Source organism: Vibrio sp. Vb1018 (assembly GCF_033338775.1).
GTDB classification, from domain to species: Bacteria; Pseudomonadota; Gammaproteobacteria; order Enterobacterales; family Vibrionaceae; genus Vibrio; species Vibrio alginolyticus.
The window spans coordinates 32306-51655 of sequence record NZ_JAWOTI010000031.1; the positions used below are offsets into that span (position 1 = coordinate 32306).

At 45.3% G+C, this 19350-nt stretch carries 15 protein-coding genes and 1 pseudogene; 5 read left to right on the plus strand and 11 right to left on the minus strand.

Annotation, left to right across the window (positions count from 1 at the left end; genetic code table 11):
• Nucleotides 1-304 precede the first annotated feature (304 nt).
• The gene (locus R7Z10_RS22185; RefSeq protein WP_137282406.1) at nt 305-586 is read left to right on the plus strand and encodes a DUF3624 domain-containing protein; all 282 of its coding nucleotides are present in this window, start codon (nt 305-307) and stop codon (nt 584-586) included.
• A gap of 194 nt (nt 587-780) precedes the next feature.
• On the opposite strand, the gene argH is transcribed toward R7Z10_RS22185, so the two are convergent.
• From argH to argC, 4 genes are all read right to left on the minus strand, one after another.
• Nucleotides 781-2655, minus strand: a complete 1875-nt coding sequence (gene argH, locus R7Z10_RS22190) for an argininosuccinate lyase (protein WP_318105959.1) — start codon at nt 2653-2655, stop codon at nt 781-783.
• Between the two features lie 242 nt (nt 2656-2897).
• Complete coding sequence (locus tag R7Z10_RS22195) at nt 2898-4112, minus strand: argininosuccinate synthase (protein ID WP_017821738.1); 1215 nt, start codon at nt 4110-4112, stop codon at nt 2898-2900.
• Nucleotides 4113-4196: 84 nt separating this feature from the next.
• Nucleotides 4197-4988 (minus strand): acetylglutamate kinase, encoded by a 792-nt coding sequence (argB, locus tag R7Z10_RS22200; protein WP_005381333.1) that lies wholly within the window; start codon nt 4986-4988, stop codon nt 4197-4199.
• Between the two features lie 21 nt (nt 4989-5009).
• On the minus strand, nt 5010-6014 hold the full coding sequence (gene argC / locus R7Z10_RS22205; RefSeq protein ID WP_005382790.1) for an N-acetyl-gamma-glutamyl-phosphate reductase: 1005 nt from the start codon (nt 6012-6014) through the stop codon (nt 5010-5012).
• 144 nt (nt 6015-6158) lie between these two features.
• Between argC and argE the strand changes: the two genes are divergently transcribed.
• From argE to R7Z10_RS22220, 3 genes are all read left to right on the plus strand, one after another.
• Nucleotides 6159-7295 carry an acetylornithine deacetylase gene (gene argE / locus R7Z10_RS22210; protein ID WP_005381335.1) on the plus strand — a complete coding sequence of 379 codons (1137 nt, stop codon included), beginning with the start codon at nt 6159-6161 and terminating at the stop codon, nt 7293-7295.
• A 272-nt stretch (nt 7296-7567) separates the two neighbouring features.
• Complete coding sequence (gene ppc / locus R7Z10_RS22215) at nt 7568-10201, plus strand: phosphoenolpyruvate carboxylase (protein ID WP_005381336.1); 2634 nt, start codon at nt 7568-7570, stop codon at nt 10199-10201.
• A 425-nt stretch (nt 10202-10626) separates the two neighbouring features.
• Nucleotides 10627-11166 carry a PadR family transcriptional regulator gene (locus tag R7Z10_RS22220; RefSeq protein ID WP_005382791.1) on the plus strand — a complete coding sequence of 180 codons (540 nt, stop codon included), beginning with the start codon at nt 10627-10629 and terminating at the stop codon, nt 11164-11166.
• A 70-nt stretch (nt 11167-11236) separates the two neighbouring features.
• Here the strand turns inward: R7Z10_RS22220 and metF are convergent, their stop codons facing one another.
• The 3 genes from metF to R7Z10_RS22235 form a co-directional block, all read right to left on the minus strand.
• On the minus strand, nt 11237-12139 hold the full coding sequence (gene metF / locus R7Z10_RS22225; RefSeq protein WP_005381345.1) for a methylenetetrahydrofolate reductase: 903 nt from the start codon (nt 12137-12139) through the stop codon (nt 11237-11239).
• A 262-nt stretch (nt 12140-12401) separates the two neighbouring features.
• Nucleotides 12402-14810, minus strand: a complete 2409-nt coding sequence (locus R7Z10_RS22230) for a bifunctional aspartate kinase/homoserine dehydrogenase II (protein ID WP_213969083.1) — start codon at nt 14808-14810, stop codon at nt 12402-12404.
• A gap of 15 nt (nt 14811-14825) precedes the next feature.
• On the minus strand, nt 14826-15986 hold the full coding sequence (locus R7Z10_RS22235) for an O-succinylhomoserine (thiol)-lyase (protein WP_005382793.1): 1161 nt from the start codon (nt 15984-15986) through the stop codon (nt 14826-14828).
• A 225-nt stretch (nt 15987-16211) separates the two neighbouring features.
• On the opposite strand from R7Z10_RS22235, the gene metJ reads away from it, so the two are divergent.
• Nucleotides 16212-16532, plus strand: a complete 321-nt coding sequence (gene metJ / locus R7Z10_RS22240) for a met regulon transcriptional regulator MetJ (RefSeq protein ID WP_005381353.1) — start codon at nt 16212-16214, stop codon at nt 16530-16532.
• Between the two features lie 112 nt (nt 16533-16644).
• Here the strand turns inward: metJ and R7Z10_RS22245 are convergent, their stop codons facing one another.
• From R7Z10_RS22245 to tuf, 4 genes and pseudogenes are all read right to left on the minus strand, one after another.
• Nucleotides 16645-17922 carry a malic enzyme-like NAD(P)-binding protein gene (locus R7Z10_RS22245; protein ID WP_005381358.1) on the minus strand — a complete coding sequence of 426 codons (1278 nt, stop codon included), beginning with the start codon at nt 17920-17922 and terminating at the stop codon, nt 16645-16647.
• 206 nt (nt 17923-18128) lie between these two features.
• On the minus strand, nt 18129-18605 hold the full coding sequence (bfr, locus tag R7Z10_RS22250; protein ID WP_005381359.1) for a bacterioferritin: 477 nt from the start codon (nt 18603-18605) through the stop codon (nt 18129-18131).
• Nucleotides 18606-18698: 93 nt separating this feature from the next.
• Nucleotides 18699-18887, minus strand: coding sequence for a (2Fe-2S)-binding protein (locus R7Z10_RS22255; RefSeq protein ID WP_005381360.1), 189 nt, complete (start codon nt 18885-18887; stop codon nt 18699-18701).
• Between the two features lie 331 nt (nt 18888-19218).
• A pseudogene (gene tuf, locus R7Z10_RS22260) lies at nt 19219-19350 on the minus strand (elongation factor Tu); the annotation flags it as partial.

The window sequence follows — 19350 nt, forward strand, 5'->3', positions numbered from 1 at the left end:
GGCGCAATGAAATCTCTCTTACGCTGCCATCATTGCATAGCGGCTGACCATACAAATCGCGACAACACCGATCATAAAGAACCCACCAGCGATACTCAGCGCAAGTTTCAACTCTGTCGACATCATTATATTTCCTGTTAAAGACTGACAGCGCACCATACATCAATTACGTGCCACAAAGCTTTTACAAAGCTAACTTTCCATTTTTGGTTGTGTCATGGCGCTCTAAGCCCGTGTAAGAAACGCTTTCCACCATTTAGTTAGATATATAATCTGAAGCAACACTAATGGTTTGGAAAACACTATGACTTGTCGCCGCTGCGAGGAACATTGGTTTTGGAAAAAACTTGGACGTTGCCAACGATGCTTGGATCAATTGACGGTACTTTCTGTACTGTGTTGGATTGTGTGGTGGTTTACGCTCAAAGATGAACCACAAAGCATCGAGTCGATCGCTTTGATCTTTGCCGGCTTCGCTTTCAACGTTTTGTTGTTTCTACACTTATGGATGCGTTTTGTCATCTTGCCTTGGCAACGTCGAAAGGGACAAAAAAAGGCGAATAAAAAAGAGAAAAGTGACAGATAGAAAAAAGCCCCAAAACCAATGTCAGTTCTGGGGCTCTCTTAGATTCTTCTAAGAAAAAGCAGTGGTACTTTAATAGACCGGGCTTCCTCTCAAAGGTTCCAAATTTTTTCGATTTTTTTAGCGAATACTGATGTAAGTAAACAGGAAAATGACTATGTCATTGAATGCTAATAAAATCACTCCACAACTTCAGTTCATGCCACATGCGTTTTTTGGATCACTTGCTCCATTAAATTGATCTCAAGCGCTACCTCATCACATGCATGTTGACGTGGGCACTGATCGCAATCTTTCAGAACTTTCTCCGGCAGTAATGACTTCGATGTCGGTAAAAAGCTTTGCTTCATAAAGAACTCAGGCGTTCGCGTTAGAACAAAGACTTTCTTGATCGCCATCTGGCGCGCTTTCTCAACCAAATAGTTCACAATCGCACTGCCCTGCCCTTGGCCTTGCCAGCCCGCTTCGATACCAAGAGAGCGTATTTCAGCCAACCCTGAGTCATACACATATAGAGAAGCGCAACCCGTCACTTCACCATGATGCTCAGCCACCGCGAAAGAGCCAATATCTCTCACGAGCTCATTACGAGAGCGCGGAAGATTCTCACCAAGGTTCGCCCAGTAAGCAACCATACCTTCCAACGTTTCAATGTCCGTCAAACGTGCAGGACGCACTTTCACCGCCGAGCTATCACGTTGGCTCAGGCGCTTATCCGCTTGTTCTACCGCGTAAGCGACCTGGTGAGGCGAAACACCACCCAAAGCACAACGCTTTTCCAAACACGAATCGATAGTCAGGATGTCATACACATCCGCTTCAATGACCTCTGAGAAGGCTTTTAACTCTTCGATAGACAGTTCTTCTAGCGCACAACCTTTAGCAATAGCATCAACGACCGCGACACCGACGATGTGGTGAGCTTCACGGAATGGGATGCCTTTCGCCACTAAGTAATCAGCTAACTCCGTCGAGTTTGCGTAACCTTGTTTCGCCGCTTCTAGTGTGCGCTCGCCATTCACTTTAATACCGTCAAAACACAGAGCTGCCATTTCCATGCAGTCGTTCCATGTATCTAAAGCGTCAAACAACCCTTCTTTATCTTCCTGCATGTCTTTGTTGTACGCCAATGGCAAGGCTTTAACTGTCATCATCATGCTCGATAATGCGCCATAGACACGCCCTGTCTTACCACGGATCAACTCAAGTGCATCTGGGTTTTTCTTCTGTGGCATTAATGACGAACCAGATGTCACCGTATCCGCTAACTCAATGAAGTTTGACTCGCCTGAATTGTAGAAGATCATATCTTCGGCGAGACGAGAAAGGTGCAGCATAGAAATCGAAGCCACCGACATCAGCTCCATCACATGATCACGATCTGAAACCGAATCGAGTGAATTACGCGTAGCACGGTGGAAACCGAGATTATGTGCTAATTGTTCGCGATCAATCGGATAAGCCGTTCCCGCTAACGCACCCGAGCCAAGTGGACAAGTATCGAGACGCTGTAAGGCATCATTCAGACGAGAGTAGTCACGCTCGAACATTTCAACATAAGCCAAGCACCAGTGAGCAAAGGTTACAGGTTGAGCACGCTGAAGATGAGTATAGCCTGGCAATACGGTGCCTTGGTGCTGTTTAGCAACATGGACCATTTGTGCTTGTAGGCGATCTAAAGCAATCAACAATTGCTGACCTTGCTGACGACACCAAAGTTTCAAGTCTGTGGCGACTTGGTCATTCCGAGAACGCCCAGTGTGGAGTTTTTTACCTAAATCTCCCACTTTACTGATTAGCTGCTGCTCAACCCAAGAGTGGATATCTTCTGCATCAGAGCGAAGAATTTGGTGAGGGTCTTCCATCACTTCTAACTTCAGCTCATTTAAAGCAAGTTCCAGTTTTTGCTGTTCTTCTGCCGATAGCACATCAACAGAAAGCAGAGCTTTAGACCATGCGATTGAACCTACGATGTCTTGCTCAGCCAATCGGTAGTCAAAACGCAACGAATCATTGAACTCTTTAAATCTGGTGTCTGCCGCTTGGGTAAATCTTCCGCCCCATAATGCCATTGCGTCTCTCCTGATGACTATTGCTTACTCTAACGTTCTCGAATGAGTAGTAACCAATTTGATGGTCATTTGCTCACTTTTTCTTATGGGTCAACGTTACGGCAATTTCGATAAAAAATAAAGTATAAATTCAATATTTTTACATATATATTCAAGACAAATTTAGGTACCCGCTTTTAGAAACCAAAAGACCCGCCTATAAATGGCGGGTCTTTATTCAATCCAAGATGGATGTTAAGGGATTATTTCTTCTGGCTGTTCAATGCACGAATACGGCTTGATAGCGAGTAAAGACGGATGAACCCACCTGCATGGCTTTGGTCGTAAACTTCATCTTCACCAAAAGTCGCGAACTCTTCTGAATACAAGCTGTTGTCAGAACGTTTTTGCGTGACTGTCGCTTGACCTTTGTAAAGCTTAACAACCACTTCACCGTTAACGTCTTGCGCTAGCTCTTCTGAAGCAGCAAGGATCGATTTACATAGTGGCGTAAACCAACGGCCATCGTATACAAGGTGAGACGCTTTTAGACCTAGCTCCTCACGGAACTCGAATGATGATTTGTCTAGCACAAGCTGCTCTACAGCGCGCAGCGCTTCCATCATGATGGTGCCTCCCGGTGTTTCATAACAACCACGAGACTTCATCCCAACAAGACGGTTTTCCACGATATCGATACGGCCAACACCGTGCTTAGCGCCCTTCTCGTTTAGGTAAACCAGTGCGTTGTATGGTGTCATCGCTTCACCATCAACTTCGACCACTTCACCTTTTTCTACTTTCAGCGTGACGTATTCCGCTTCATTTGGCGCTTGCTCTGGGTCGACAGTCCACACCCAGCAGTCTTCGTTTGGTGCGTTCCACGTATCTTCTAAAACGCCGCCTTCCGTCGAAATGTGCCATGCGTTTGCATCACGTGAATAGATCTTAGTAAGAGACGCAGAGCAAGGAATATTACGCTCAGCGAGGTAATCCAAACACTCTTCACGACTCACTAGGTCCCACTCACGCCAAGGTGCAATCACTTGTAAGTCCGGTGCTAGTGCTGCGAATGCGCCTTCGAAACGTACTTGGTCGTTACCTTTACCTGTACAGCCATGACACAGAGCGTCCGCGCCCACTTTACGTGCCACTTCAACCTGCGCTTTGGCAATGATTGGACGCGCCATTGATGTACCTAGCAGGTACTTACCTTCGTAGTACGCGCCAGTTTTTAGCGTTGGGTAAATGTAGTCTGCGACCATTTCTTCTTTCAAGTCAGCGATGTAGCACTCAGAAGCACCAGAGGCTTTTGCTTTCGCTTCAATGCCTTCTAGCTCTTCGGCACCTTGACCAACATCGGCAACGAAAGCCACTACTTCACAGTCGTAGTTCTCTTTTAGCCACGGGATAATTACTGAAGTATCTAGACCGCCTGAGTATGCGACTACCACTTTATTTACGTTCACTTTGCTCATGTTTTTTCTCCAAACTTAACTGGCGCTGCGCTCGGCGGTCAGTGCCAACTACGACTTCCTAATATTGAATTCTTTTGCTGATGCTTATTGAGGCAAGAATTGAGTACCAATACTTTCACCAGCGAATAACTGTGCTAATTTTTCTGGGTAACGCCAGGTCGCGACTTCAATTGGACGGCCAAGATCATTGGCGGCCTCCAAAGCGGCTTTAACTTTGACGATCATGCCATCGGTGATCACATGTCCATCGATCAACGAGTTAGCTTGCTGCTCTGACAGGGTTTTGATCAAATGGCCTTTTCCATCTAGTACACCACTCACGTCTGATAACAGGACTAACTCCGCATCTAATGCGCCCGCAACCGCGACTGCTGCTTGATCAGCATTCACATTCATCATCTGGCCATCTTTGGTTAAACCAATTGAACTGATGATCGGCAGTGCACCTGTGTTTAGCACCGCTTGTAATAGGGCTGAGTCACCCGGTGATGCTTTGCCTACCGCGCCGAGTTCTGGGTCAAGTTCTTCAACAAGACACAAACCACCATCCGCAAGGCTAAGGCCCACAGCGTTAAGACCGTCCGCAATCGCTTGACCTTGAAGTAACTTATTCGCAGTGCCTGCAAGCGCGCCTGCAATCACAGGAATTTGATCGTAAGGCGTTACGCGTAAACCGTTTTTCTTAACGGTTTCAAGCTGAAGCTTTGCCATCAACTCATCAACTAGGTAGCCACCGCCATGAACGATGGCGATTTGTCGCTGTGCCGATTTTTGGTAAGCCGCAATGGCACCAAAAAGTTGGCTTAAGGTTTGAGTGCATGATAGAGCTGCACCACCTAGCTTAATGACTAAAGGAGCTTGATTGGTTTGCGTCATCGCATTTCCCTCTTTCAACGACTACAGCAACGCTGTCAGTTCTGGGTAACCGTAATGAATATTGAGACATTGCATCGCTTGACTCGATGCACCTTTAAGTAGGTTGTCGATAGCTGAAATCACAATGATGTGTTCGCCTTGTACCTTCCAGCCGATATCACAGAAAGGGGTATTTTCGACATCCTGAATACGTGGAATACCGTCGCCTTTAAGACGCACCGCAGGCTTGCCTTGATAAGCTTGTTCAAACGCCTGTGCCACTTGTGCTTCTGTCACACCTTGCGCAAGCTTCATGGTGATAGTGGCAAGAATGCCGCGTTTAAAGTTGCCGAGGTGCGGAGTAAAAATCACATCGCAACCCAAGTGCTGAGCAATCTCTGGCTGGTGACGATGGTTAAATACACCATAAGGTTGCAAGCTCACTTCACAGAAGCTGTTAACCATGGAGGCTTTACGCCCTGCACCTGATACACCACTGGTTGCGTTGATCACTGGCCATTGGTTGGTATCGAGCAACGCATGTTCTAATAAAGGTTTGATTGCAAGCTGTGAAGCGGTTGGGTAGCAACCTGCTACTGCAATCAAAGGAGTGGTTTTTATTGATTCTTGGTTCCACTCTGCTAAGCCGTATGCTGCTTTATCTAGCCAGTTGTTATGTTGATGTTCGAAGCCATAAAAAGTGTCGTAAAAGCCTTCACTTTTCACACGGAATGCACCCGATAAATCGAATACCTGACAGCCTGCCTCCAAGAAAGTTGGGGCTAAATCATGGCTGACTTCGTGAGCCGTTGCCAAAAACACCACGTCCGATTCTTGAGCGATTTGCAGTGGATCCGTTAGTGGTAAAACTGGCATATCAATGATGCCCGCTAGCTTACCGTGCAGCTGCGCGATGCTCTTTCCCGCATCAACACTGTTGGCGGAAACGTATAAACCTGATAGCGTGAGTTGTGGGTGTTTATTAACCATTAACGCTAACTCTGCGCCGGTATAACCGCTGGCTCCAATAATCGTGGTTTTTAGCATTGTGTAACATCCATATACTTAAAGGCTCAAATGACTATTCATATTTAATTTTTGCTTTATTTTGATTTTTTATTCATTAAATATGATTTAATATGTGTTTTACATTTTTGTGGTCTGTCTGTCAACAGGAGATTTGAAGAATCCATGCAATTACCAACTTTTCTAGAGGTCTATGAAGGACTCATCAGCACCTCTTCTATCAGCTCCACGGATCCGAGCTGGGATCAGGGCAATGCAAAAGTCATCGAAAAACTCGCATCTTGGTTTAAAGATCTGGGTTTTAGCGTTGAAGTGATCGAAGTCGAGCCAGGCAAGCACAATATGATCGCACGTATGGGTGAGGGTGAAGGTGGCCTTTTACTTGCTGGCCATAGCGATACCGTGCCATTCGATCAAGGGCGATGGAATTTTGATCCGCATAAACTGACGGAAAAAGACAACCGCTTCTACGGTTTAGGCACAGCAGACATGAAAGGCTTTTTCGCCTTTATTTATGAAGCAGTGAAGAAAGTCGATTGGAGCAAGCAGAGCAAACCACTTTACGTATTAGCCACTTGTGACGAAGAGACCACCATGTTGGGCGCGCGACATTTCACAGCAAACGCCCCATTTAAGCCGGATTACTGCATCATTGGTGAACCCACCAGCCTTGTGCCAATTCGAGGTCATAAAGGGCATGTGGCAAATGCCATTCGCGTAACAGGCAAGTCCGGTCATTCATCGGACCCAGCGCTTGGCGTTAACGCTATTGAGATCATGCATGAAGTCATGTTCGCCATGATGCAACTGCGTGACAAATTGATTAAAGAATATCACCATCCGGGTTTTGCCATTCCAAGCCCTACCCTAAACCTTGGACACATTCACGGTGGTGACAGCGCTAACCGTATTTGTGGTTGCTGTGAGCTGCATTACGACGTGCGTCCTCTTCCTGGCATTAGCCTTGATGGTTTAGAGAACATGTTGCGCGGAGCATTAAAAGAAGTCGAAGCGAAATGGCCAGGGAGACTGGAGATTATTCCATTGCATGAGCCTATTCCGGGTTACGAATGCCAACATGACCACCCATTTATTGGTGGTGTTGAAGAGATTTGCCAAACTAGTTCAGAAACCGTGAACTACTGTACTGAAGCACCATTTCTACAGCAGTTGTGTCCAACCTTGGTACTCGGCCCTGGGTCAATCGACCAAGCCCATCAACCGGATGAGTTTCTATCCTTCGACTTTATCGACCCCACAATTGATGTGCTTTCAAAGGCGATGGTCAAGTACTGCTGTTAATACGCGTTTAAGCTCGAAAGTCTGTGCAGCTCGATTGAGCTGCATCTTTTTATCTTCACAATTTAGCGTTAGCCTTAACACTTATTTAACTTGTTATTTTGTAATTAATTTTCACTTCTTACTCTATGGCTGCCGTAAATTTGCTCTAAATCAGGAGACAGCGGAATAATTGCAAACTTAGTCTGCTTTATTTGACTATAACTGGTGCTTTTCGCTAGATTGGAGTCTTAACAAGGACAATGGATGTAGTTTTTTTACGAGGCAGGACGACAATGAACGAGAAATACGCCGCACTCAAAAGTAATGTGCGCATGTTAGGCCACTTATTGGGTAACACCATTCGCGATGCCCATGGCGAAGAAATCTTCGAGAAAGTGGAAACCATTCGTAAATTATCCAAATCAGCTCAAGCAGGGAATCAAGCAGACAGGGACAGCTTGATCGAAGAAATCAAACATCTACCTGATGAGCAGCTAACGCCCGTTACTCGCGCGTTTAACCAATTTCTAAACCTCACCAATATCGCTGAGCAATACCACACGATTTCACGCCATTGTGAAGAGCACATTTGTGAACCAGACGCGATTAACTCGCTGTTTTCTAAACTGGTACAAAACGATGTGAGCAAACTGGACACTGCCCAAGCGGTTCGTGATCTAAATATTGAATTGGTATTGACGGCTCACCCAACAGAAATTACGCGCCGTACGATGATCAACAAACTGGTCAAGATAAACGAGTGCTTATCAAAGTTGGAGCTAAGCGATCTTTCATCTAAAGAGCGCAGAAAGACCGAACGCCGCCTAGAGCAACTTATTGCCCAAGGCTGGCATTCAGACGTGATTCGACAACAACGCCCTACTCCGTTGGATGAAGCAAAGTGGGGCTTTGCGGTCGTTGAAAACTCTCTATGGGAAGCAGTACCGGACTTCCTACGTGAGATGAATGACCGTCTAAAATCTTACCTTGGAGAAGGTTTACCCATTGATGCTCGCCCAGTGCACTTCTCCTCTTGGATGGGCGGTGACCGTGACGGTAACCCGTTTGTTACTCACAACGTTACGCGTGAAGTCTTACTATTGTCTCGTTGGAAAGCCGCCGATCTTTATCTCAATGACATCAACGAGTTGATCAGCGAGCTGTCTATGACAGTTTCAAACGATCAAGTCCGTGAACTTGCTGGCGAAGATCAGCACGAACCATACCGTGCGATCCTGAAGCAATTACGCACTCTGCTCAATGAAACCAAAGATATTCTCGATGCTAAGATCCACGGTCAAAAACTGGCCGTTAAAGCCCCACTGCAAAAAGTCGAGCAACTTTGGGAACCGCTGTATGCCTGCTACCAGTCACTAAACGAATGTGGCATGGGTGTAATAGCCAACGGCTCACTACTGGATACACTACGCCGCGTAAAAGCATTTGGTATCCATCTTGTACGTCTTGATATCCGCCAAGAGAGCACGCGTCACTCAGACGTCTTGTCTGAACTAACTCGCTACTTAGGTATTGGTGATTACGAACAATGGAGTGAGCAAGATAAGATTGCTTTTCTAACTAACGAGCTGGCATCTAAACGTCCGCTTCTCCCTCGTGATTGGGAACCGTCTGAACCCGTCAAAGAGGTTTTGGATACCTGTAAGATTGTTGCAGCACAACCGCGTGAAGCGTTTGGCGCTTACGTTATTTCAATGGCACGTACCGCTTCTGATGTACTAGCCGTTCATCTACTGCTACAAGAAGCAGGTTGCCCTTACCGCATGGATGTGTGTCCTCTGTTCGAAACGCTAGACGATTTGAACAACGCAGAATCGGTCATCAAGCAGCTTATGGGGATTGACCTTTACCGTGGTTTTATACAAAACCACCAGATGGTCATGATTGGTTACTCTGACTCAGCGAAAGATGCAGGTGTTATGTCTGCTGGTTGGGCTCAGTATCATGCGATGGAATCGTTAGTTAAAGTGGCTGAAGAAGAAGGCGTTGAGCTAACTCTATTCCATGGTCGTGGGGGCACAGTCGGTCGCGGTGGCGCACCTGCGCATGCTGCGCTTTTGTCGCAACCACCAAAAAGCTTGAAAGGCGGTTTACGTGTAACAGAGCAGGGCGAAATGATCCGCTTTAAACTGGGACTCCCAGATGTCGCAGTAAACAGCTTTAACCTATATGCAAGTGCGATTCTGGAAGCCAACTTGTTACCGCCACCGGAGCCAAAACAAGAATGGCGCGACTTGATGGAAGTGCTATCAGAAGTAAGCTGTGAGTCTTACCGAAATGTGGTTCGTGGCGAGCCAGATTTCGTTCCTTACTTCCGCCAAGCAACACCAGAACTCGAACTCGGCAAGTTGCCACTTGGTTCTCGTCCTGCAAAACGCAACCCTAAGGGCGGAGTAGAAAGCTTACGTGCAATCCCGTGGATCTTCTCATGGAGTCAAAACCGTTTGGTACTTCCTGCATGGCTAGGCGCAGGTGAAGCGATTCAATACTCGATCGATAAAGGCCACCAAGCATTGCTCGAAGAGATGTGCCGCGAATGGCCATTTTTCTCAACTCGTCTCGGCATGCTGGAAATGGTGTACTCGAAGTGTAATATTGATATCTCTCGCTACTACGATGAGCGATTGGTGGATGAGTCGCTCCGTCCACTCGGTGAAAAACTTCGTGCTCAGCTTCAAGAAGACATCAAAGCGGTACTGAATGTAGAGAACAATGAAAACTTGATGCAGCATGACCCTTGGGGACTCGAGTCGATTCGCTTACGCAATATCTACGTTGAGCCATTGAATATGCTACAGGCAGAGCTACTATACCGCACGCGTCAAACCGAAGAAGCTTCTGCAAACTTGGAAGAAGCGTTGATGGTGACGATTGCTGGTATTGCTGCTGGTATGCGCAACACAGGCTAATCGTTTCATTTTTAATAAAAAGCTGGGCAAATGCTCAGCTTTTTTTTATCACAGGATAATCGCACCAAAACAAAGGCAGTTAAATATACCACTATAGACCCAAAAAATACCAAAATAAAAGAATAAAAAACCACAAGCTAACACTATTGATTATTATGTTAGTTTTTTAGGGTAATTTTGTCCTACTATTCCACTTCATGCTTATTATTTATATACTACTTGCCTGCTGAGAGCTCATAAATCCAATCATACCTGCTCCAGCCTTGATGGGACTCCCCATCTCTCTAGGTGATAAACGGCTTTAAGGTGACAGGACCAACATTGTTGGTGCTACTTATACATTAAAAAACTCAAGTGCCAGTAAGAGCGCAGCTGAAAGTATAAGTAGCTTGTTTACAAGTTTATTGACCATTTGGATTGAAGACATGTCATTACCACACGTAATCTTAACTGTTCTTAGCACTCGCGACGCAACCGGTTACGATATCACTAAAGAATTCTCTGCTAGCATCGGTTACTTCTGGAAAGCAAGCCACCAACAGGTGTACCGTGAACTCAACAAAATGGCTGAGAAAGAACTGGTTACTTGCGTATTAGAACCCCAAGAAGGCAAACCAGACCGCAAGGTTTACTCCATTACAGACGCTGGTCGCAGCGCTTTAGGAGAGTGGTTTGATCAACCAACTGCACACCCAACAGTTCGTGATGAGTTTTCAGCGAAATTGATGGCATGTGCCGTTCAACCAGCGGCTCCATTCCGTGACCAACTCGCCGAGCTAGTTGAAGAGTCTCGCAAACTGGTTTCTCACTACAAAGAAATTGAAGCGGCTTACTACGCAACGCCGTCAACTTTAGATAAACAAGCTCGCCTAGAACGTCTAACGCTTCGCCGTAACCTACTGTTACGTGAAACTTGGATCACTTGGGCAGAAGAAGTTCTAACTGAACTTGAAGTGATTGGTTAAACTCCTTTTGCTTTGATAAAACGAAAAAGGCTTGCCACTTGGCAAGCCTTTTATCTTTTTGAAACTAGGTTTACGCACCGACTACTGCGCGAGGACGAACACCCAACGTATGGCATAACGCGTAAGTCATCTCTGCACGGTTTAGTGTGTAGAAGTGAAAATCCTTAACCCCTTCACGACTCAGTACACGCACCATATCAATAGCTTGGCTAGCTCCTACAAGCTGGCGAGTCACCGGATCATCATCCAAGCCATCGAATTGTTTGCTCATCCATCCTGGTACTTTCACATTGTTCTGTGCCGCAAAGCGAGAAGCTTGCTTAAAGTTCGATACAGGCAAAATTCCTGGCACAATCTCTACGTCAATTCCTGCTGCGACACAACGGTCACGGAATCGCAGGTAAGACTCAACGTCAAAAAAGAACTGAGTAATAGCACGGTTTGCACCTGCATCTACCTTACGTTTTAGGTTCAATAAGTCAGACTGTGCGCTTTTAGCTTCAGGGTGAACCTCAGGGAATGCAGCAACGGAGATATCGAAATCGTGGCGTGATTTCAGCAGCTCAACCAAATCCGAGGCATACATATCAGGCGCACCGCCACCTGGAGGAATATCACCACGCAGAGCGACGATATTTTCAATACCATTGTTCCAATAATCATCGGCAATATTAATCAGCTCTTCACGAGTCGCATCAATACAAGTGAGATGGGGAGCGGCAACCAATCCGGTTGTTGCTTTAATTTCTTTAATGATGGAGTGTGTTCTGTCACGCTCGCCGGAGTTCGCACCGTAAGTCACAGAAACAAATTTAGGTTGAAGCGTTTTAAGACGGTGCACTGAATTCCAAAGTGTTTCTTCCATCTTAGCGCTGCTTGGCGGAAAAAACTCAAACGATACATTGATGTTATCTGATAACTCAGCAATATTCTGGTTCAAGGCGTCGATATGGCCTGCGTGCGTATATCCCATCTTACTCTCCCTGCGGCACTCCGCCACGAAAACAAATCCTTAAAATCGACGTTTAGACGTCTATATGTCTACAGAATGTATTGAATACGATTTAATGTCAACCTTGTAATTATGAATTTTTCTCAAGTTAATAATGAAGATAGTTCAAGTTTCTACTTGAGCATCATCTCACCATTTTGCACGGGTTATGACTTCAGTATGGCACTGATAGGGGAATAAAAAACCCTGGATTAATTCCAGGGTTTTTAGGTCAATCGCAACTTTAAAATAAACCAGCCAATCGGTTGAGGTCGGATTGAATAGCGCCGGCTGTCACTTCTCTGCCTGCGCCTGGTCCTCGAATGACCAGAGGGTTATCTTTGTACCACTTGCTCTCTATGGCAAAAATGTTATCGCATGGCAATAAGTTGGCGAGCGCGTGCTCACGAGATAACGCTTCGACTCCCACCGTTGCTTTACCATTTTTTTCTAAACGCGCCACATAGCGAAGCACTTGATCGTTTCTCTGTGCTTTTGTCAGACGCTCTTGAAGTATTTCACTCAACAACGCTCCATTATCGAAGAAATCATCTAAGCTCAGTTCTCTTAATTCTTCTGGAACCAAAGACTCAACTTTAACGCTGTCTGGTTCTATATCTAGGCCCGACTCTCGAGCCAAGATGACTAACTTACGCATTACATCGGAGCCATCTAAATCAGAACGAGGGTCAGGTTCGGTTAACCCTTGCTGCCAAGCAAGATCGACTAAATCATTAAATGGCACAGAACCATCAAACTGTTGGAACAGCCATGATAACGTCCCCGAGAAAATCCCCGATAGAGCGACGATTTCATCCCCACTTTCACGAAGATCTCGCACGGTATGGTTTATCGGTAACCCAGCACCAACCGTTGCGTTGTATAGCCAATGACGACCAATTTTAGCGAATGCATCTTGAACCTGATGGTAGTACTGACTATCTGCGGAACCGGCCACTTTGTTAGCGGAAATCAAATGAATGCCTTGCTGTGCGATTTCTACGTAGCGCTGAGCTAACTCTTTACTCGCGGTAACATCAAGCACGACGGCTTCATCATAGCTTTTAAGTGCTCCCAAACGTGCCAGCCAATCCCCATTGTTTGCTATGCTTTCATCATCAAATCGTTCAGCAACACTCGCCGCCTCAATACCTTGCTCATCGAACCAATAGGTTTGGCTATCCACAACCGCGACAAGATCAAAGCTCATACCATGACGTTTTTCGAGCTCACTTTTTTGCGTCGCAAATAAATTTAACCAACTAGAACCAATATTACCCTTGCCACATAAAGCCACTGCCACGCGTTTTTGCGCTTGGAACAACTGGCTATGAATCGTTTGAACCAACGCCTCGGTATCAGTACGGCGCAAAACAGCGACTAGGCTCAGTCCTGAGTCTGTTTCAGAGATAAATTCTACCGGAGAGTGCTTTAGCTTCTGATAAAAGCCAAAGCAATGATTGGCGTTTTTCGTAACGCCTGCACCTACCGCGGCTAAGAGCGAGTAACCTTCTTTTAGCTTAATTTCTGCCTCTACCGCAAGCTCTTGCAAGTGTTTCAATGCACCACCGGCGATTTCTGCGGTGTAAGCCAAGCGTAGCGTGTGCTGATCGGATTGAGCTTCAAATGCCAGTGGCTCTAATTGCGCGCGCTGCAACGCTTGTAATACATCACTCTGTGTTTTTTCGAAGTCGTGCCCATGCATGAAAGACAACTGCACCAATAAAACATCATCCAGTGAAGTAATAATTTTAGCGCCACGACCAGATGCCAATACACGCTCAATACGAGTAGAACCCGACTCTGGCAGATAGCTACACTTGAGATTAAGGTCCATGGTACTTTGCGCCACAGGCTGAAGCGTACGACTGTGTAGCACTGGGGCAGCTAAGCGAGCAAGTTCACTGGCTTCATCCAATCGAAGTAACGGTAATAAACAAGCGTCAGACACCAAACGTGGATCGGCACTATAGACACCAGCAACATCACTCCAAATCGTGACAGTACTGACTTCAGCAAGCGCGCCTATGACCGTTGCAGAATAGTCAGAGCCGTTACGACCAAGTAGAATGGTTTCTCCTGCCTCGTTCTGAGCCATAAATCCAGTAATTACCACACGTTTATGGTTATGCTGCGCGAGGATCTCTTTAATTAAAGGGTATGAACGAGCGCGATCAACCTCTGGTTGAGTTCCCGCTTCTGCACGTAAAAACGCTCGTGCATCTTGTGCAACCGCAGGGATAGAACGTTGAGATAATAACGCGGCCAATAGGCGAGCAGACCATACTTCTCCGTGTCCCAGTACCGCAGATTTTTGCGCATTAGTGAGTGGTGCAGTCAGCTCCGAGAGAGTACTGAACTCATCATGTAATAAAGCTAACAGCTCTTCTTTTGCTTCACTCTCCAACAAGCTTTCTATTAGCTCAGTTTGAAACTGTCTTAAGCTTTGAAGCGCTTCATGCGCAATTCGGCCATCTTTATTTAACCCTTCCAAAAACTCAATCAAGCGGTTAGTGGTTTTTCCTGCAGCAGAGACGACCACCAGATCATTTTCTGTCGAATACTCCTTGAGAATACCCACAACGCGTAAGTAGCATTCTGGGTTTGCTAAGCTACTGCCACCAAACTTATGCAGCTGACGTTGTACAGTCATTGTTATCGTCTCCTATTACTGGGTAGCTTTAGCGAACGCTTGTTCTAAATCTGTGATGAGGTCTTGTGCATCTTCCAAACCGACAGACAAACGCAATAGTTGATGAGAGACCCCAGCCTCCGCCAGCGCCTCCTCACCCATTGCACGGTGCGTCATGGATGCTGGGTGGCAAATCAAACTTTCTACACCACCTAATGACTCTGCTAATGAAAACAGTTGGAGCTCTTTCACAAACACCTTTAACTGCTCAAACGAACCAGCAAACTCAAAACTCAACATAGAGCCAAAGCCCGTTTGCTGCTTTTTAGCAATGTCGTGACCTGGATGTTCCGGCAGGCTTGGATGATAGATAGTTTTAACTAACGCTTGTTTCTGTAGGTAAGCTAGTACCTGCTGTGAGCTCTCTTCATGTACTCTCATACGAGCAGCAAGCGTACGAATACCTCGCAGTGTCATGTAACTATCGAAAGGTGTGCCCGTTGCACCAATACAATTACCCCACCATGCAAGCTCTTCTGCATGCGCTTCTGTGTTGGTGATGATTACTCCACCAATTACGTCCGAATGACCGTTGATGTACTTTGTTGTGGAGTGGATAACAAAATCCGCACCTAGCTCTAAAGGTTTTTGGTACACGGGTGTCAAAAAGGTATTGTCCACCGCAACTAACGCGCCGATTTGTTTCGCTTTTTCACAAGTAGCTGCAATATCCACTACGCGAACCAGAGGGTTTGACGGAGTTTCTAGCAAAATGAGTTTTGGTTTTTGTGCCAATGCAGCATCTAAAGCCTGTTCGTCTGATTGATCGACAAACTGAACCTTAAAATCGCCTTTGTTAGCTCGGGTATTAAAAAGACGATAGGTACCACCATAACAATCGTGAGGAGCAATAATGAGATCATCTGGGCCGAGAAAAGCGGAAACCCATAAATTTAATGCCGACGTACCGCAGTTAGTAACAACCGCTCCTTTTCCAGACTCAAGTTCAGATAGCGCACTTTCCAACAGTCCGCGGTTTGGATTACCAGATCGTGTGTAATCATACTTGGGCACTTCACCAAAAGCAGGAAAACCATAGTTAGTGGAAAGATAAATAGGTGGAACGACAGCATGATATTGGCTGTCTGATTCAATACCAGTGCGTACTGCAATGGTCGCAGGTTTGCGAGTGCTCATGGGTGTATCCTTTCACGGGTAATGACTTCTAAATAGGAATGCGCTATATCTAATGAGTAACATAAAGTGATCAACACGCTTCCTTTGCTGTTATGTTCACTTTACTCGTCAAAAAATGAGACGTCAACACTTCTAGACGTCTATATGTCTTTGCTTATGGCGGTAAATGCAGCTAAAATCAGCACCTAAATTATTTTTAACCGATTACATAAATGAAGGTGTGCAATGGCTGACTGGAATGGCGAATACATTAGCCCATATGCAGAGCACGGCAAAAAAAGCGAACAAGTAAAAAAAATTACCGTCTCTATCCCGCTAAAAGTTTTAAAGGTGCTAACTGATGAGCGTACTCGCCGTCAGATCAATAACTTACGCCATGCAACCAATAGCGAATTGCTATGCGAGGCATTTTTGCACGCGTACACAGGTCAGCCACTTCCGACAGATGAAGACCTTCGTAAAGACCGTCCTGATGATATTCCAACAGAAGTAAAAGCGCTGATGACGGAAATGGGCATCGAATTTGAGTCATTCGACGAAGAATAAAAAAGCCTGATAAGAGGTTTCAGGTAATAACTCTTGCCTCGAGCCAAATGAATGACATAAAAAATGGGACGCAATAGCGTCCCATTTTTGTGTATCACATCTGAAAGATATATTACTCTGCCATGTAGTTTTCAGGCATCTCGATACGAGCTACACCTGAATTAACCGCCGCCTGAGCAACCGCTTTTGCAACACGTGGTAGCAAACGTGAATCCATTGGTTTTGGAATAATATAGTCCGCACCAAACTCTAGCTTATCAACACCTGCAGCCTTCAATACGGCTTCAGGTACAGGCTCTTTTGCTAGCTCACGAATCGCCTCAACGGCTGCAAGTTTCATTTCATCATTGATTTCACTTGCACGCACATCAAGAGCACCGCGGAAAATGAATGGGAAACACAATACGTTGTTAACTTGGTTAGGATAATCACTACGGCCAGTACCCATGATCAAGTCATCACGAACTGCGTGAGCAAGTTCCGGCTTGATTTCAGGATCCGGGTTAGAACATGCGAATACGATTGGCTTATCTGCCATCAACTTCAACGCTTCCGCTGGCAATAGGTTTGGACCAGATACACCTAGGAACAGATCTGCACCTTCAATCACGTCTTCTAGTGTGCGCTTATCTGTATTGTTCGCAAATAGCTGCTTATATTCATTAAGATCATCACGACGAGTGTGAATCACACCTTTGCGATCTAGCATGTAGATTTTTTCGCGCATCGCGCCGCATTTGATCAGAAGCTCCATACACGCTACAGCGGCAGCGCCAGCGCCAAGACAAACAATTGTTGAATCTTCAAGTTTCTTACCTTGAAGTTCGATTGCATTCAGCATACCCGCTGCCGTTACAATAGCAGTACCATGTTGATCATCGTGGAATACTGGTACATCACAACGTTCAATCAAACGTTTTTCAATCTCAAAACAGTCTGGTGCTTTAATATCTTCAAGGTTGATACCGCCAAAAGTGTCTGCAATGCTCGCAACAGTATCAACAAATTCATCGATCGTGCGGTGCTTAACTTCAATATCAATAGAGTCAAGACCTGCAAAACGCTTAAACAGTAACGCTTTACCTTCCATCACTGGCTTAGATGCAAGTGGACCTAGGTTACCTAGACCTAGAATAGCGGTACCGTTAGAAATAACAGCAACCATGTTCCCTTTTGCAGTGTACTTGTACACGTTATCCGGGTTTTGTGCGATTTCACGCACTGGCTCTGCAACACCAGGGCTGTAAGCAAGGGCAAGATCACCCGCCGTTTCCGCAGGCTTTGTCAGTTCGACAGCAATCTTTCCTGGAGTTGGATAAGCATGGTAATCCAATGCTTTTTGGCGATGTTCTTCTTCTGGAGTGGCTGCTTGGTGGTTGTCTTCAGACATGGACGTTTCTCTTTTTTATTTTTAGGTAAGGGGGCATAAATTCTATCGGATAGAAATCAAACTTCATAGGCAAGATTGCGAGCAATATCCTTAAAAAGCCGATAATAAAAGAGATTAGACCAGATAACGGGGTTAAGCACCTGATTTTCGAGTCAGGTGCTCTTTCTTCTTACTATTATTGGAGTATGCAAACTCAGAAAGTATCGTTACTCTTCGTCCACGTATTGCGCTTGGAGATAATTCTCAATACCAGACATTTCAATCAAGCCAAGTTGCGTCTCTAGCCAATCAACATGTTCTTCTTCATCTTCAAGAATATCTTGGAAGAGATCTCGAGACACATAATCTCGAATGTCTTCAGCGTAGGCAATCGCATCTTTTAAATCTGGAATAGCCGCCATTTCAAGCTTTAAATCACACTCGAGCATTTCCTTGGTATCTTCACCAATCATCAACTTACCTAAATCTTGTAGGTTCGGTAGGCCTTCAAGGAACAAAATACGCTCAATTAGATGATCGGCATGCTTCATCTCATCGATAGATTCGTGATATTCCTTGTCTGCTAGGTGCTTTAAGCCCCAGTCTTTATACATTCGGGCGTGAAGAAAATACTGATTAATAGCGACGAGCTCGTTACCGAGCACTTTATTGAGATGTTGAATGATGATTGGATCGCCTTTCATGACAAAACCCTCCTCTTTGGCTTCATTTAAATGTAGAAGCAAATGAGAAGGTGTCAAAATGTAAGGCAAATAATTACTGCATACTTACAGCAATTAGCTGGCTTGTTTAAATTCCGTGTAACTAGTTTCCGCTAAAATTTCCTTGGCCTGTCTGATGCACTTACCACATTGGCTGCCCAATGCCGTGCACTTTTTGATTCCTTTAATATCTGTTACGCCTTCATCTATCGCCAACTTCCTAATTTTTTTGTCGGAGACACCATGGCAAAGACAAACGTACATACTCAAAAAACCTATAAAACTAATCTGTGACAAACAATATAAACAAGAATAGTTCTTGTTACCAGTCGCATTATGGTGTCCGCTCAGAATATTTGGTTATAACGATTTTACCGCTGCAGGAAAAGATCAAAGGGTTAAGAGGGGTGAGTAAAAGCGTTAAGAAACAAAGCCGGTAAAACTCTGTTTTTAAATCGAAAAAGTGACGTCTTTTATTTCAACACTTATAACTAAATGTAATCTAGAAATGAAAAAGGGAAGCCTAAGCTTCCCTTTTCGATGCGCTTTCTTCAAAAAGAAGAACAGTGCAAGATTTCGTTTAATTCGTTATGAATTAGTCGAAGATCTTAGCAACAACACCAGCACCTACTGTACGGCCACCTTCACGGATCGCGAAACGTAGACCTTCGTCCATTGCGATTGGTGCGATTAGCTCTACAGTCATCTGTACGTTGTCGCCTGGCAT